The sequence below is a fragment of the Ruegeria sp. CG1 genome, assembly GCF_056537265.1.
The window spans coordinates 171,662-186,256 of the sequence record NZ_JBQFRF010000001.1 but is presented as its reverse complement, the minus strand read 5'-3'; the positions used below and the strand labels follow the sequence as shown (position 1 = coordinate 186,256).

Annotated in this window: 15 protein-coding genes; 5 read left to right on the top strand and 10 right to left on the bottom strand. The window is 57.8% G+C overall.

Features of this window, described 5'->3' with window-relative positions:
* Positions 1-40 precede the first annotated feature (40 nt).
* The 3 genes from ACR0AU_RS00950 to ACR0AU_RS00940 all read right to left on the bottom strand — a co-directional run bounded on the left by ACR0AU_RS00950 (position 41) and on the right by ACR0AU_RS00940 (position 3,712).
* Positions 41-364 carry a hypothetical protein gene (locus ACR0AU_RS00950; protein WP_170511927.1) on the bottom strand — a complete coding sequence of 108 codons (324 nt, stop codon included), beginning with the start codon at positions 362-364 and terminating at the stop codon, positions 41-43.
* A gap of 136 nt (positions 365-500) precedes the next feature.
* Complete coding sequence (locus ACR0AU_RS00945) at positions 501-2,312, bottom strand: ABCB family ABC transporter ATP-binding protein/permease (protein WP_170776390.1); 1,812 nt, start codon at positions 2,310-2,312, stop codon at positions 501-503.
* 59 nt (positions 2,313-2,371) lie between these two features.
* Positions 2,372-3,712 carry a LysM peptidoglycan-binding domain-containing protein gene (locus ACR0AU_RS00940; RefSeq protein ID WP_170396359.1) on the bottom strand — a complete coding sequence of 447 codons (1,341 nt, stop codon included), beginning with the start codon at positions 3,710-3,712 and terminating at the stop codon, positions 2,372-2,374.
* A 126-nt stretch (positions 3,713-3,838) separates the two neighbouring features.
* Here ACR0AU_RS00940 and ACR0AU_RS00935 point away from each other — a divergent pair, with 126 nt between their 5' ends.
* Complete coding sequence (locus ACR0AU_RS00935; protein ID WP_170396357.1) at positions 3,839-4,390, top strand: TIGR00730 family Rossman fold protein; 552 nt, start codon at positions 3,839-3,841, stop codon at positions 4,388-4,390.
* A 48-nt stretch (positions 4,391-4,438) separates the two neighbouring features.
* Here the strand turns inward: ACR0AU_RS00935 and ACR0AU_RS00930 are convergent, their stop codons facing one another.
* Positions 4,439-4,891 carry a baeRF12 domain-containing protein gene (locus ACR0AU_RS00930; RefSeq protein WP_170396355.1) on the bottom strand — a complete coding sequence of 151 codons (453 nt, stop codon included), beginning with the start codon at positions 4,889-4,891 and terminating at the stop codon, positions 4,439-4,441.
* 284 nt (positions 4,892-5,175) lie between these two features.
* Positions 5,176-5,775, bottom strand: a complete 600-nt coding sequence (locus ACR0AU_RS00925; RefSeq protein ID WP_480795154.1) for a superoxide dismutase — start codon at positions 5,773-5,775, stop codon at positions 5,176-5,178.
* Positions 5,776-5,876: 101 nt separating this feature from the next.
* On the opposite strand from ACR0AU_RS00925, the gene ACR0AU_RS00920 reads away from it, so the two are divergent.
* On the top strand, positions 5,877-6,644 hold the full coding sequence (locus tag ACR0AU_RS00920; RefSeq protein ID WP_170733408.1) for an FkbM family methyltransferase: 768 nt from the start codon (positions 5,877-5,879) through the stop codon (positions 6,642-6,644).
* A gap of 108 nt (positions 6,645-6,752) precedes the next feature.
* Here ACR0AU_RS00920 and ACR0AU_RS00915 read toward each other — a convergent pair whose 3' ends face one another.
* From ACR0AU_RS00915 to ACR0AU_RS00900, 4 genes are all read right to left on the bottom strand, one after another.
* Positions 6,753-7,319 (bottom strand): sarcosine oxidase subunit gamma family protein, encoded by a 567-nt coding sequence (locus ACR0AU_RS00915; protein ID WP_170422292.1) that lies wholly within the window; start codon positions 7,317-7,319, stop codon positions 6,753-6,755.
* Complete coding sequence (locus ACR0AU_RS00910) at positions 7,312-10,326, bottom strand: sarcosine oxidase subunit alpha family protein (protein WP_480795153.1); 3,015 nt, start codon at positions 10,324-10,326, stop codon at positions 7,312-7,314. The genes ACR0AU_RS00915 and ACR0AU_RS00910 overlap by 8 nt, the downstream gene beginning before the upstream one ends.
* A 43-nt stretch (positions 10,327-10,369) precedes the next feature.
* The gene (locus ACR0AU_RS00905) at positions 10,370-10,699 is read right to left on the bottom strand and encodes a sarcosine oxidase subunit delta (protein WP_170396347.1); all 330 of its coding nucleotides are present in this window, start codon (positions 10,697-10,699) and stop codon (positions 10,370-10,372) included.
* A gap of 88 nt (positions 10,700-10,787) precedes the next feature.
* Positions 10,788-12,032, bottom strand: coding sequence for a sarcosine oxidase subunit beta family protein (locus ACR0AU_RS00900; protein ID WP_480795152.1), 1,245 nt, complete (start codon positions 12,030-12,032; stop codon positions 10,788-10,790).
* Positions 12,033-12,210: 178 nt separating this feature from the next.
* Here ACR0AU_RS00900 and ccmI point away from each other — a divergent pair, with 178 nt between their 5' ends.
* From ccmI to ACR0AU_RS00885, 3 genes are read left to right on the top strand one after another with little or no spacing between them, the layout of a single operon-like run.
* Complete coding sequence (gene ccmI / locus ACR0AU_RS00895) at positions 12,211-13,431, top strand: c-type cytochrome biogenesis protein CcmI (protein WP_170466350.1); 1,221 nt, start codon at positions 12,211-12,213, stop codon at positions 13,429-13,431.
* On the top strand, positions 13,428-13,892 hold the full coding sequence (gene ruvX, locus ACR0AU_RS00890; RefSeq protein WP_170403288.1) for a Holliday junction resolvase RuvX: 465 nt from the start codon (positions 13,428-13,430) through the stop codon (positions 13,890-13,892). Before ccmI ends, ruvX begins: the two co-directional genes overlap by 4 nt.
* 17 nt (positions 13,893-13,909) lie before the next feature.
* Positions 13,910-14,143, top strand: coding sequence for a DUF1289 domain-containing protein (locus ACR0AU_RS00885; protein WP_170396339.1), 234 nt, complete (start codon positions 13,910-13,912; stop codon positions 14,141-14,143).
* A 9-nt stretch (positions 14,144-14,152) separates the two neighbouring features.
* Here ACR0AU_RS00885 and ACR0AU_RS00880 read toward each other — a convergent pair whose 3' ends face one another.
* Positions 14,153-14,353: a hypothetical protein gene (locus ACR0AU_RS00880; RefSeq protein ID WP_170733410.1), complete on the bottom strand. Its 201-nt coding sequence runs from the start codon at positions 14,351-14,353 to the stop codon at positions 14,153-14,155.
* Between the last annotated feature and the right edge of the window lie 242 nt (positions 14,354-14,595).

The window sequence follows — 14,595 nt, the reverse complement described above, 5'->3', positions numbered from 1 at the left end:
GCGAGCCTTCGGGCTCGCCTTTTCAATTCTGGCAGACGCGTTACTCGACGAACGCGTATTCGCCCAGATCACACAGGTTCAGACCATAGTCTTCAATCGATTCTCCGTCGCTGAAAACACCGCGGATGTCATAGACACACGTGGTCAGCCCGTCCGCGATGAGGACGCCCACTTCGTAATCCGCGCCCAAATATCCACCCTCAAGAAGGTTGCCTTCCCAGCTGCCGGATGAGGCCGGAGACACGTTGAACTCGACCAGATCATAGCTGGTTTCATTGATAATCAAGAATTCCAGATCCTCGGCTGCCGCCGAAGTCGCCATCAACAGTGTTGCAGTCAACGCTGCTGCTGCTCGCATTTTCATGAAGTTTTTCCTTGTCTGTATTTCGGTCTGCAAAGTGTCGCGGCGGCGGGTCCGCGTCAAATGGAAACCGTACCACAGCAGTCGATTTTCTTTTCGAACCGATCCGCACAATCATAGGCAATCAAGGCTGTCGGGCCTAGGCCGCTTCGCTGTCGGCCTGTTGACGGTTCCATAGCTGGGCATATCGCCCTTCGCGGCTGAGCAGCTCATCATGCGTTCCCTGCTCGATGATCTCACCACGTTCCAGAACGACGATCCGATCGGCCTCGGCAATGGTGCTAAGGCGGTGTGCGATGGTGATCACCGTCCGCCCCTCACCCGCTCGGGCCAAAGCATCTTTGATGTCCTGCTCGGTATCCGTATCCAAGGCTGACGTCGCTTCGTCCAACAACAGGATCGGCGGGTTTTTTAGCAAGGTTCGGGCGATGCCGACGCGTTGCTTTTCACCGCCTGATAGTTTCAGGCCGCGTTCGCCGACCTTGGTATCGTATCCTTCTGGCAGGCTGACGATGAAATCATGAATCTGCGCGGATTTGGCGGCGGCCTCTACATCCTGCTGGGTCGCGCCTTCACGCCCATAAGCGATATTGTATCGGATCGTGTCATTGAACAGGACCGTATCCTGCGGAACGACGCCGATTGAGGCATGCAGGCTTGACTGGCTAACATCGCGCACATCCTGCCCGTCGATCTTCAGCGACCCGCCGGTGACATCGTAGAACCGAAACAGCAGCCGCCCGATTGTGGATTTCCCAGACCCGGTGGCGCCGACAATCGCAACGGTCTGACCGGCTGGTACGGTCAAGGAAACGCCCTTGAGGATTTCGCGATCAGGCTCGTATCCAAAGCGGACATCTTCAAGCGTGACCTCCCCACCATTTACCTTCAGGTTCGGGGCGCAGGGTTTGTCCATCACTTCTGCTGGCTGTTCCAACAGATCAAACATCTGCCCCATATCCACCAGTGACTGACGAATTTCGCGGTACACCGTGCCAAGAAAATTCAGCGGTACGGTTATCTGGATCATGTAAGCATTAACCATAACGAAATCGCCGACGGTCAGCGCCCCCTTCTGCACGCCCATTGCAGCCAGAACCATCACGCCAATCAGGCCACATGTGATCAGGAACGACTGGCCAAAATTCAGGAATGCCAGCGAATAGGCCGTCTTCAGCGCGGCCTTCGCGTAACCCTTCATCGAAACATCATACCGTTCGGCTTCACGGGTTTCGGCATTGAAATACTTGACTGTTTCGAAGTTCAGCAGGCTGTCGATGGCGCGCTGGTTGGCCTCGGTATCCTGATCGTTCATCTCGCGCCGCAGCTTCACGCGCCACTCGGTCACCGCAAAGGTGAACCATATGTAAAGCGCAATCGTCACCGCAACGACGACCAGATACCAGACGTCGAATAACCATAGCAGGATGATCGACACCAGAAGCAATTCCAGGATCAGCGGCCCGATTGAAAACAGCAGAAACCGCAACAGAAACTCTACGCCTTTCACGCCCCGCTCGATTATCCGGCTGAGACCACCCGTGCGCCGGGTCACGTGATAGCGCATCGAGAGCTGGTGAATGTGCTGGAACGTCTCAAGCGCCAGCGCGCGCAGCGCGCGTTGCCCAACCGGCGCAAAGAACGCATCCCGCAATTGCTGGAAGCCAACAGTCATCATGCGGGCCACACCATAGGCAACGGTCAATCCGATTGCACCCAACGCAAGCGGCGGTACACCTTCGCCCGCCAAACCATCCACGGCACCTTTGTACAGGATGGGAGTATACACAGCGATCAACTTGGCCAGCACCAGCATCGCCATCGCCAAAATGACACGCCGTTTCACCCATGGCTCGTCCTCGGGCCAAAGATAGGGCGAAACCTTGCGGATGGTTCGCCAGCCCGAACGATGCTCGTCCGTGTCGGTTTTGATCGCGGATGGTTGTCTCATCACGTACCTTAACTGCGGTCAGAGAAAAGCCCTGGCCCGGGTTGGGCCAGTGGTCATGTTTATTCAGGAATGGTGAAAATCTGCCCTGGATAGATCAGGTCAGGATCACGGATCGAATCTTTGTTAGCCTCGAAAAGTTTGACATACAGCACACCGTCACCAAACCGGTCGCGCGAGATCGCCCAAAGCGTATCACCCTTTTGAACCGTGACCGAACGGATCGCCGGAGCGTCGGTTGAGGCCTCACCCGGATTGGTGGTTTCGGTCGCGCGCAGGACCTCGACGGGTTCGCGTTTGAATGGCGTTTCAAGCCTGCTGACCACAGTGCCATCAGGGGCAACCTCATCCACCCTCAGAGTGTACACTCCGGGGTCAATGCCCTCGACCTCGCCGCGCCATTGCCCGTCAGTCGCTGGCGCAATGTCGGCCACAAGCTGGTTGTCCAGATACAAGCGTACGGCCGATCCATCCTGTGCCCGCCCGGTCAATTCCACATCACCCGCGTCCGAATAGCCAATCGTGTCCAGGGCAATCTGCTCTGGCGGCGTATCCTGAACAGTGGGTGCTTGCAAAAGTTCAACCCCTTCTTCGCCCGAGCGCAGGATCGCAACCTGCTGGTCAGGCGCGTCGCCTGATTCCGGCTGAGTTTCAGTCGCGGGCGCGGTCTCATTCACAGGTGGCGTTGCGGCACCTGCAACTTCTGGTTCATTCTCTTCGGTTTCAACTTGGTTGGCTGCTTGCTGATCGGTTGTTTCCGTATCCGTCGTCTGTGCCTCGGCAACCTCTTCGACCGGCTCATCGGCAGCGGGCTCCGACACGGCCGGTGGGGCCGGTTCGGGCAGCGCCGCGATCAGATAATCATCTGAACGGCTGGTGTCTTCGCCTCTCCGGGTCTCAAGAAAAAGCCCGCGAGCGTCGTCTGCAAACGGGATCGATACAAACTCGGCGAACTGGCCGCTGTCATCGACGGTGAAGCTGTGAACAGTCTCACCGTCCAGCAGAACACTGACCTCGGACCCCGGTTCGGCATTGCCGGACAGTACCGCGTTTCCATCGGACTCAACGAATATCTGATCCAGAACCGGCGCGGCCAAAACCGGAACATCCGCTTCTTCGCTATCCGGAGTTTGATCGGAAATCTCGGGCGGTGTGTCTTCAGCAACAGATTCGCCGGCTTCCGCCGCCTGGCTTTCGGGCTGCGCCTCCGCTGGCTGGGTTTCCGGCTCGGCGACCTCCGCAATCGGCTCGGATGTTTCAGTCGCTTCCTGCTCAGCCTGCTGTTCCGGCCCGCCGAACAGACCGGACAGGTACAACCCGCCCGCAACGAGCACCACAACGATCCCGGCAACCAGCCCCCATATGAAGGTACCAGAACCTCCGCTTCCCGATTTGGCGTTCATTCTTTTCCTTTCACTCCGCCCGGGAAATGCCCAGTTTGGCGCGCATTTCATGGAGCGGTTGAGCCAACCTATCAATCCCGCTATCAGGGGTCAAAACCCCTAACACAAGAGCAGAGAGCCCTACCTATGTCCCAGAAATCCGTCTGTGTGTATTGCGGGTCACGCAATGGTGTGAATCCTGCCTACTCCGCCGCTGCCCACAGCTTTGGAACCTTGTTGGCCAACGAAGGCTGGCGGCTGGTCTACGGGGCCGGAGATGTGGGTCTTATGGGCGAGGTCGCGCGGGCGGCACAATCGTCCGGCGGCGATACATTTGGGGTGATCCCGGTGCACTTGCTTCAGCGCGAGGTCGGCAAGACCGACCTTACCCGGTTCATCGTGACCGAGACGATGCACGAGCGTAAAAAAGTGATGATCATGAACGCGGATGCCGTAGTTGTCCTGCCCGGCGGCCCCGGATCATTGGACGAACTTTTCGAAGCACTGACATGGCGGCAACTGGGGCTTCATGACAAACCCATTCTGGTGATGAATGTTGACGGGTACTGGGACACGCTGCACACGCTGCTGAATCAACTGATCGGTCAGGGGTTTGCAGATGGTTCTCTGGCAGAATTCATCACCTGGGTCGACACACCGGATGCGACCATGTCCGCGCTTCGCAAATTACTGAACTAAATAAACTGGCAATCGGGCGACGCAAACCGCCCGATTGTCGGCATTCGTTTAGGCAGGTTTTGCCAATCGGGTCTTCAATATCCGTTCGACCTTGTGCAACGGGTGGTTTGTGAGTGTTTTGTCAACCTCGGCCACCACCTTTGCCAGCACTTCACTGTGCAGCCGACGGCGCAACAGGCCCAGAACATGCGGACTGGCAACCAATACCAATCGTTTATAGGCCCCTTTCAGCCCCTTGCGATTCAGAAGATTCGCCACATCCTGAACGAACAGAGATTTTGCGTGGGACTTCCATGTCTCCTCTTCAACCGCAGATTTCTGGTTCGGTCCCGTATCGGGTCGCCGCCCTGCCCTGTCACTTGGCTTGGTCGGTGCTGCGTCCTGTTCTTCGACCGACACGACGACCAAGTTGGGGTCCTGTGCGTCCGTGATATTCTCCATCACCAGCGCTTTTTCCCCATCGGCGATGATAACCCATGTTCCCTGTTCAAGTGCAGCCATTCGTGATCTCCTGTATCGCTTAGGTTGGCCTTCGCCTGTCCCTTAGACACACCTGTTTCACGATGCGGCGTTGGTGTTTCGCTCGCATTTTGATAGGTTTTTGGTTGATTGGCGGTACTCTCCCTCCGCCTACTTTACGTAGGTGCTGAAAGGCCGTGCACAATAGGTGGAATAATGAAAGTTGACGTACCGGCAGGTTTTTACCGGCCACCCATCAATTCATAACAAAAAGCCCGCCAGCATCACTGCCAGCGGGCCATTCATTAAGTTCTACCAAGTGGAAATCACATCCGCGAGGCGACGTTTTCCCAATTTACAAGATTGTCGAGGAAGTTCGACAGATACGCCGGACGCTTGTTGCGGAAATCGATGTAATACGAGTGCTCCCACACATCACAGCCAAGCAGTGCGGTTTGACCGAAGCACAGCGGGTTCACGCCGTTTTCAGTTTTCGTCACTGCCAACGAACCGTCGGCATTCTTGACCAGCCACGCCCAGCCGGAACCGAACTGACCGGCACCGGCAGCGCTGAACTGCGACTTGAATTCGTCAACCGAACCGAAGCTTTCGGTCAGATCCTTCTCCAGCTCACCGGGCATCGCGTTGCCACCGGGGCCCATCATCTCCCAGAACTGGTTGTGGTTCCACAGCTGGCTGATGTTGTTGAAGATACCGTTCTGCGCGACGGCATTTGCGTCGTATGTGCCAACGATGATCTCTTCCAGTGACTTGCCGTCCCACTCGGTGCCGGCGATCAGCTTGTTGCCGTTGTCGACATAGGCCTTGTGGTGCAGGTCGTGGTGATATTCCAGCGTTTCCGCGGACATACCCTTGGCTGCCAGCGCGTCATGTGCATAAGGAAGATCAGGAAGTTCAAAAGCCATCTCGGCCCCCTGTTGAAAATGAATGTTGCGGTTCCAAAGGTTAAATGCTTTGACAGCCGCCGCAGGTCAAGGGCCGCAACACAAAAACCCGGAGGTCCGCGATGCTGACACAGGCGCGCAAAATGTTCTATCGCGCCCGCGGATACTATGCGGGCAACTTGAACGGTGAACCCTTTCGCCTGGACCCCTACCACTCGAAATTCTGGCGCAAGGTATCAGCCGGGGAGTGGGAACCTGAGACATATTCGGTGCTGGACCACTATCTGTCGCCCGAAAAGGACTATCTTGATATCGGTGCATGGATCGGCCCCACGGTCCTCTATGCCGCGCGCCGCGCTCGCCATGTGTGGTGTTTTGAGCCTGACCCAGTGGCTTACCGCCATTTGGTCTGGAACCTAGAGCTGAACGACATCCGAAACGTATCAGCCTTCAGCATCGCCTTGTCAGATGGGTTTGGAGTGACACGAATGGCTTCAGCGCACGGAGAGGCAGGCGATTCAACGTCATCATTGCTCCACGAAGGAAGCCATGGCACTGACGCACTTACCATCGGTTGGGATCAGTTTTCTGAATCCGTCGACCTGACTAATGTCTCTTTGGTCAAAATGGATATCGAAGGCGCCGAATTTTCGGTCCTGCCTTCTATGCTGCCTTGGTTAGAAAAAGATAACCCTGCGCTGTTTCTCTCAACGCACGCACCTTATCTGAGCGCAGACAACCGCAGCGCGGCCATGAAAAAACTATCAGAAGACCTGGCTTTCTATAGCCATTGCCACGACCCACACACAGGCGAAACCGGCAAGTCAGCCCTCACGAGCAAGCGTGCACTCACTCAATTCCCGACATTCCTGTTCAGCGCGAACCCCTGACACCCGAACCAGAGATCCGGCCTTCATCTCGACAGAAATACCTTGGGAGTGAGGCCGCAGGCCGAGGGGGCAAAGCCCCTCACCCACGTATCATCAGGCGATCAGGGCTTAATAAACCCCGACCTCGCTGCCGGGCTGCGCCGCAACCTTCAGCAATTTGAACGCATAGTCCGCCGCAGAGCGGAAGCAGACGATGCGGAAAGTCTCAGCGTCGTCCATCCAGAAGGCACCTGCCACCTGCGCCAAACGCGAACGGCGGATCTGGCCGGGTTGGAATGCCTCGGCCGACAGCTCAACCGGAGCCAGCTTGCCCAATACCTCGCGCGCGTTCGCGCCCGAAACGCGGAATACGGCCCGCGCGTCGGAGACGTTGACCGCCAGTGCGTGCGTACCACTTAGCGCGTTGGTCATCGCGGCCAGTTTGGCCTCGACCTCGGCATAAGGCACAAGCACCAGCAATTCGTCGGTGGACATCCAGCAAACACCGGTGTCGCCATTCACAAACGCTTCACGCTGACCGGGCACTTTCTGCCCGGTGGCGTCTTTGACAGCCTTAGCCAGTACCTTATCCGACAGATCACCGCGCAGTGTGATCATGCCCTGTAGGCCGCATTCCTCGATCTTGGCGATGCCATCATATGAGGCGTGGTTCAGTGCGCTGATGGGTTCAGACATTCTGCTTCTCCCCGTCCTTGTCATAGAAGATCGGGTCCACGATCTTGGCCTTGTAGGTTTTGCCGTCAGTGCCCGGGAACTCGACCACTTCGCCCATCCGGTCGGGGCCGTGTTTGATCAGGCCCATGGCGATGCCTTTGCCCAGATTGGCCGAGTAGTAGGTCGAAGTTACGCGACCGATCATGTTGCGCTGACCGTTCGCATTCACGCCCTCGCCCACCGCATAGGCACCGTCCGGCAGAACCGATCCATCCACAGTCTCAAGACCAACCAGTTTCCAGCGCTCAGGATCGGCCATATGGGTCCGCGAATGGGCGCGTTTTCCGAGGTAATCCTCTTTCTTTTTGGACAGCGCCCAGTGCAGCCCCAGATCCTGCGGGATCACGGTGCCGTCGGTCTCATCGCCGATCATGATAAAGCCTTTCTCAGCACGCAGAATATGCAGACATTCGGTGCCGTATGGCATCACTCCGAACTCCTGCCCTGCCTCGATCAGAGCGTCCCAGAACGCCTGACCTTGGCTTGCAGGGACCGCGATCTCATAGGACAGCTCACCCGAGAACGAGATACGGTAGGCCCGCGCGTCGAACGCGCCGATCTTGCCATCGCGCCATTCCATGAAGGGCAGCGCCTCTTTCGACAGATCCATGCCGCCCAGCTTCTCAAGTACCTTGCGGGCGTTCGGACCTACCACGGCGACCTGCGCATATTGCTCGGTGACGTTCGCGACGTAGACTTTCCAGTCCCACCACTCGGTCTGCAGCCATTCTTCCATGTGGCCATGGATACGCTCGGCCCCGCCGGTGGTGGTGTGGCACAGCCACGTGTCCTCATCGATGCGGGCAACAACGCCGTCGTCGATCAGGAAGCCATTCTCGGAACACATCAGGCCATAGCGGCATTTGCCGACCTTCAGCGTGGACATCATGTTGGTGTACATCATGTCCAGGAACTTGCCTGCGTCGGGGCCTTTGACGATCAGCTTGCCGAGGGTCGAAGCGTCCAACAGCCCGAGGTTTTCGCGGGTGTTTTTAACCTCGCGATTCACCGCATCATGCACGGATTCTCCGGGTCGCACATAGGCATAGGTTCGACGCCAATGGCCGACCGGCTCCCAATCGGCCCCGTTCTTATCGTGCCAGTTATGCATCGGCGTTTGACGGATCGGCTGGAACACCTCACCACGCGCTTCACCACCAATCGAAGCCATCGAGATTGGAGTATATGGCGGGCGGAAGGTGGTGGTACCGACCTTCGGGATCTCTGAATCCAGCGCATCAGCAAGGATTGCCAGACCGTTGATATTACTCAACTTACCCTGATCCGTTGCCATGCCCAGCGTGGTGTAACGCTTGGTGTGCTCGACACTTTCATAGCCCTCGCGCGCAGCCAGTTGCACGTCCGAGACCTTGACGTCGTTCTGGAAGTCCAGCCACGATTTCATGCGCAGATCAATCTCGGCATTAGAAGGCATGAGCCAGACAGCGGCCATTGGGGCCTCGGCCGTAGTCTCACCAACTGGCGCTTTGGTGCGCTTCGCGGAGAACCCGGCCGCCTTCGCTGCCGCTTTGCCGGCAGTATCTGCATCCTTCAGGACATCCCCCAGGGCCAGCGGGCCGTTCGAAGCCCCTGCCGCCAGAACAAAACCTTCACCGTCTGCCCCCAGCGGAGGACGTGAAGGATCGGGGCGGAAATGCGCGTTCGCCTCGTCCCAGATCAGCTTACCGCCGCAATGCGACCACATATGCACGACCGGAGACCAGCCACCTGACATGGCAATCGCATCGCATTCGACCTCTTCCCGGGCGCCTCCGATCCCCTCTTGATTGCAGATCGCAACTTTCTTGACCCGCTTGCCGCCTTTGACCTTTGCGATCGCCTTGCCCGGATCGACGCGGATACCCAGCTGACGCGCCTCTTCGGCCAGAGGTCCGGCGGTGTCGCGCGCATCAACCACGCGCAGGACATCGACACCGGCCTGCTTCAAGGTAATTGCAGTCCGGTAGGCGTCATCATTGTTGGTGGCGATGATGACACGGTCACCCGGCGTCACGCCCCAGTTGACCACATAGTCGCGCATGGCAGAGGCCAGCATGACGCCAGGCACATCATTGCCTGCGAATGACAGCGGACGCTCAATCGCACCAGTCGCGGTCACGACCTGCTTCGCACGAATGCGCCACAGGCGGTGACGCGGGCCCTGAACACCCGGCTTGTGGTCTGTCAGGCGCTCATAACCCAGCACATAACCGTGGTCATAGACACCAGCGCCCATGCAGCGATTGCGCATGGTGACGTTGCCCATTGTTTCGAGTTCGGAAACCAATTGTTCCACGAACTTATCCACAGGCTCACCATTGATGGTACCGCCATCAACCGGAGCGCGACCGCCCCAATGTGCGGTTTGTTCAATCAACATTACCCTGGCACCGGACTGGGCTGCCGTGTTGGCGGCCTGCAGACCTGCAACGCCACCGCCAATCACCAAGACATCGGTGAAGGCGTAAAAGTGCTCGTATGTGTCCGCGTCACGGTTGTCCTTGTCGGGCGCTTTGCCCAAACCCGCCGACTGGCGAATAAACGGCTCGTAAACATGTTTCCAGAACGGTTTCGGATGGATGAACATCTTGTAATAGAAACCGGCGGGCAGAAACCGCGACAGATGCGTATTGATCGCGCCGATGTCGAACTCGAGGTTCGGCCAGTGGTTCTGTGATGCGGATGTCAGACCATTGAACAGCTCTGTCGTGGTGGCGCGCTGGTTCGGCTCAAACCGGTTGCCCTCACCCAGACCGACCAGAGCGTTTGGCTCTTCCGCGCCACTAGCGACCACGCCGCGCGGGCGGTGATACTTGAACGACCGGCCCATCATCATCTGATCATTGGCCAGCAAGGCAGACGCGAGCGTATCGCCCTCGTAGCCCTGCATCGAGGTGCCGTTGAAGGTGAAGTTGACCTTTTTCGACCGATCAATCAAACGGCCATGTTTTGCGAGACGGGTGCTCATGATGCGGACCTTTCGCAGGCGGTATTTCGGATGGCTGTACGGATCATTTGTACTCTCTCCACGTCCAGCCGGGACGCTTGGCGGTGATGGCATCCTTGATCTCTTGCGGCGGCTCGGTTGTCTGCGCCGGATAGGTGCCAAAGACCTCAAGCGTGTTCGTACAGCGCGCGGCGTGGAACCACTTGCCGCACCCATTGGCATGGCGCCAGCGTTCGAAATGAACGCCCTTGGGGTTTTCGCGCATGAACAGGTAGTCGTGGAACTCATCATCTGACGAGCCCGGGCCATAACGCTTCAAATGCGCCTCGCCACCCGCAGCCAGTTCAGTTTCTTCGGCTTCGACGCCGCAATAGGGGCATTTCAAGATCAGCATGTGATCATCCTCTTGGCAGCAGGCGAGACGTATCTGCCTGCAAATTCTGCGTGACGGGCGTGCGAGATTTTTCGACGAAAAATCTTCATCAGTGCGCCACCCCGGCCGCGACGCTTTCGTCGATGAAGCGGCCTTCTTTGAAACGATCCAGCGAGAAGGCTTCGGTCAGTGGTGAATGCCCCGTGGCCATCAGCTGTGCCATGCCCCAGCCCGATCCCGGAATGGCCTTGAAGCCGCCGGTGCCCCAGCCTGCGTTGATAAAGCAGCCATTAAGCGGTGTTTTCGACAGGATGGGTGAACGGTCGCCGGTCATATCCACAATACCGCCCCACTGGCGCAGCATTTTCAGGCGCGAGATCATCGGGAAAGTTTCGACCAATGCGCGTACCGTTTCCTCGATATGATGGAAGCTGCCGCGCTGGGTATAGTTGTTGAACCCGTCCGTGCCACCACCAATCACCATCTCGCCCTTGTCGGACTGAGACATGTAGCCGTGTACGGTGTTCGCCATCACAACGACATCCATGCAGGGTTTGATCGGCTCGGATACCAGCGCCTGCAGCGCGACGGCTTCCAGTGGCAGTCGGAAACCCGCCATCTCAGCCAACTGGCCGGAATGCCCCGCAACCACGATCCCCAGCTTGTCACAATCGATGGCCCCTTTTGTGGTATCGACCCCGACAACACGACTGTTTTCGGACCGGACGCCGGTGACTTCGCATTTCTGGATGATGTCCATACCCATGGCCGAGCACGCGCGGGCATAGCCCCATGCCACCGCATCATGGCGCGCGGTCCCACCACGTTCCTGCCAAAGCCCGCCCAGAACCGGATAGCGCGGACCTTCCAGATTAATGATCGGCACCAGTTCTTTCACACGCTCGGGCCCAATCCATTCGGTCTGAACACCCTGCAGCGCATTCGCATGCGCAGTACGCTGATAGCCGCGAATCTCGTGCTGGGTCTGCGCCAGCATGATTACGCCACGCGGACTGAACATGATGTTATAGTTCAGTTCCTGGCTTAGATCTTCGTAGAGACCGCGAGCCTTTTCGTAAATCGCCGCTGACGGGTCCTGCAGATAGTTCGATCGGATGATGGTCGTGTTCCGACCGGTGTTGCCACCGCCCAACCAGCCTTTTTCTATTACGGCGACGTTCTGGATGCCGTAGTTCTTGCCAAGATAGTAGGCTGTTGCCAAACCGTGACCGCCGGCCCCGACGATAATGACGTCATAGCGCTTCTTAGGCTCCGGCGAACGCCATGCGCGCTCCCATCCGGTGTGATAGCGCAGCGCTTCGCGCGCTACAGCAAAGGCTGAGTAGTGTTTCATGTGCGAATCCGTCCGGTCTTCGATGATTGGGCGCAGGTATGCCGTGCCCATACATTTTAACCCTGCCGCGCAACGCCGCAATAATGCACTATTGCGACATGAGCGCCCTTCGCGGCTATTTGTCCCTTTTTTCCATGCGCCGACAGGTCTAAGTCAGGGCAACCATTTTGGAGGGACCATGCCGTTCTGGGTTCTCATCTTCTTGATCGCGCTGCTGATCGCGATTTTCCTGGGTTACACGATGCTGCGCGGTCGTCGCGGCACCGGCCCGACAGCTGCTTATGATCTGCGAGTCTATCGTGAACAGCTAGCAGGCGTTGACAAAGACTTGGCGCGCGGCGTGATCGCGAAAGCTGATGCCGAGCGTGTACGCACGGAAATCTCGCGCCGTATCCTGGCCGCAGACGCGCAGATGCGCAATGAAGACAAAGGCACCGGGCCATCACGCTTGGTTACCATAATTGCGTTCCTCGCCATGGCCGCCGTTCTGGTTGGTGGCGGGTTGGCGATGTATCGCCAGTTGGGTGCTGCCGGTTTCCCTGACATGCCCCTTTCAGTTCGTCTGGAAATGGCAGAAGACCTGCGCGAAAATCGACCCAGCCAGGCTGAGGCCGAGGGCATTGCCACACCGCTCCAGACGCCTCCGCTGGACGAAAGCTATGCAACTTTGCTGAACCGGCTGCGCGAAACTGTGGCCGAACGCCCCGATGATCTGCAAGGCCATACCCTGCTGGCACAACATGAAACCAATGCGGGGAACTTCAAAGCAGGGTATGAGGCACAAACCCGTGTGATCGAACTGTCGGGTGACAATGCCTCGGCTCAGGCCTATTCGGATCAGGCAGAGATGATGATTTTGGCCGCTGGCGGCTACGTCTCACCGGAAGCGGAAGCCGCCTTGCGACAGGCGCTTGAGCGCAATCAGCGCTTGGGTCCTGCCCGGTATTATTGGGGGCAGATGCTGGCACAGACCGGGCGGCCTGATATGGCTTATCGCGTTTGGGTCGAAACCCTGAATGACGCCCCGGCCGGCGCGCCATGGGCGAATGCCATCCGGTCACAGATCGATGAATTGGCATTCCGCGCAGGCGTGTTCAACACACCCGACTTTTCTGCTGCATCCGGCCCCAGCCAAGACGATGTAAATGCCGCTGCCGAGATGTCGCCAGAAGAACGACAAGAAATGATCCGCGGTATGGTCGATGGCCTTTCGGACCGCCTTGCGACCGAGGGCGGGACACCCGAGGAGTGGGCACGCCTGATTGCCGCCTTGGGCGTGCTGGGCGAAGGCCAACGCGCCATCAAAATCAGGAACGAAGCCAAGGAAGTATTTGCGGGTAACGCTGAAGCGTTGGAGATGATCGACGCTGCCGCGCTGCAGGCCGGAATCGCTCAATGATCCACGACGCGTTCGAAGACTTCGCAGCATCCCTGCCCCCAATGTCAGCCCTGATGGGGCTGGATCTGGGAGAAAAGACCATCGGCGTTTCCGTCTCGGACCGGATGCGCGGCGTGGCCACCCCGCTTGAGACGGTACGACGCAAGAAATTCACACTGGATTCCGCGCGTTTGATCGAGATTGTGACCGAGCGTGAGATCGGCGGCATTATCCTCGGACTGCCGCGCAACATGGATGGCAGCGAAGGGCCGCGCTGCCAGTCAACCCGCGCCTTCGCACGAAACATGACCCGTTTGACCGATCTGCCCATCGGTTTCTGGGACGAACGACTAAGCACCGTTGCGGCAGAAAAAGCACTGCTTGAGGCGGATACGACACGAAAACGTCGCGGACAGGTTATTGATCACGTCGCAGCAGGTTATATTCTGCAAGGCGCGCTGGACAGACTGCGCTTTCTTTGACGGATCGGAAAACGCCCATGACGAATATGGTTTGGAAACGGGACGAGGTCGAAAGCCCTTGCATCCAAATCTGCGTCGTTCATCCGACCGAACGTATCTGCACCGGCTGCTACCGCACCATTGACGAGATCACGCGCTGGTCAAAGATGGACAGCACCGAACGGGCCGAAATCATGCAGGATCTGCCGGAACGCAAACCCCGTCTGGCAAAGCGCCGTGGTGGCCGTGCCGCCCGGCTGCAAGGGTCCTGATCCGCAAGCCTAGTATTTTGGTGTCCGCGTAGGCTTAAGATCACTCAGAGATTCGTGATCCCGCAACTCAGAACCGAACAGTTCAACCAGCTCGTTCTGGGTTGTCGTCTTTGCAGGTCGCGGGCGCAACTCAGCTTCCAACTCGTGGCTTTCAGCCTGTTCGGGGGTGTCCTTCGAAAGAATGCGCTTTAGTACTGAGCGAAAAACCATTGCTCTTCCAATATGTAATAAACGACGCGCCACTGCGGGACCGTTCCGAACACCGAGGGGGAAGAGTCCGGAAGCTGTGTTTGAGTGAGTGGTGGCCCACAGCGACGCGAAACAGCTTGTTTCCTCTCCCTCTAAATCCGGGACAGGTAAGGACTTTTTAAGTTATTTGACCAACCAGTCAATAATAGCGCTAACTTAAAGTTGCATTCCGTAACGTCAACGCAAAAAAGAACAATGCCTAT

What these genes read in the sequence shown, in the direction of transcription:
- ACR0AU_RS00950 (WP_170511927.1), bottom strand. Translation starts at nt 364, where the DNA reads ATGAAAATGCGAGCAGCAGCAGCGTTGACTGCAACACTGTTGATGGCG.
- ACR0AU_RS00945 (WP_170776390.1), bottom strand. Translation starts at nt 2,312, where the DNA reads ATGAGACAACCATCCGCGATCAAAACCGACACGGACGAGCATCGTTCG.
- ACR0AU_RS00940 (WP_170396359.1), bottom strand. Translation starts at nt 3,712, where the DNA reads ATGAACGCCAAATCGGGAAGCGGAGGTTCTGGTACCTTCATATGGGGG.
- ACR0AU_RS00935 (WP_170396357.1), top strand. Translation starts at nt 3,839, where the DNA reads ATGTCCCAGAAATCCGTCTGTGTGTATTGCGGGTCACGCAATGGTGTG.
- ACR0AU_RS00930 (WP_170396355.1), bottom strand. Translation starts at nt 4,891, where the DNA reads ATGGCTGCACTTGAACAGGGAACATGGGTTATCATCGCCGATGGGGAA.
- ACR0AU_RS00925 (WP_480795154.1), bottom strand. Translation starts at nt 5,775, where the DNA reads ATGGCTTTTGAACTTCCTGATCTTCCTTATGCACATGACGCGCTGGCA.
- ACR0AU_RS00920 (WP_170733408.1), top strand. Translation starts at nt 5,877, where the DNA reads ATGCTGACACAGGCGCGCAAAATGTTCTATCGCGCCCGCGGATACTAT.
- ACR0AU_RS00915 (WP_170422292.1), bottom strand. Translation starts at nt 7,319, where the DNA reads ATGTCTGAACCCATCAGCGCACTGAACCACGCCTCATATGATGGCATC.
- ACR0AU_RS00910 (WP_480795153.1), bottom strand. Translation starts at nt 10,326, where the DNA reads ATGAGCACCCGTCTCGCAAAACATGGCCGTTTGATTGATCGGTCGAAA.
- ACR0AU_RS00905 (WP_170396347.1), bottom strand. Translation starts at nt 10,699, where the DNA reads ATGCTGATCTTGAAATGCCCCTATTGCGGCGTCGAAGCCGAAGAAACT.
- ACR0AU_RS00900 (WP_480795152.1), bottom strand. Translation starts at nt 12,032, where the DNA reads ATGAAACACTACTCAGCCTTTGCTGTAGCGCGCGAAGCGCTGCGCTAT.
- ccmI (WP_170466350.1), top strand. Translation starts at nt 12,211, where the DNA reads ATGCCGTTCTGGGTTCTCATCTTCTTGATCGCGCTGCTGATCGCGATT.
- ruvX (WP_170403288.1), top strand. Translation starts at nt 13,428, where the DNA reads ATGATCCACGACGCGTTCGAAGACTTCGCAGCATCCCTGCCCCCAATG.
- ACR0AU_RS00885 (WP_170396339.1), top strand. Translation starts at nt 13,910, where the DNA reads ATGACGAATATGGTTTGGAAACGGGACGAGGTCGAAAGCCCTTGCATC.
- ACR0AU_RS00880 (WP_170733410.1), bottom strand. Translation starts at nt 14,353, where the DNA reads ATGGTTTTTCGCTCAGTACTAAAGCGCATTCTTTCGAAGGACACCCCC.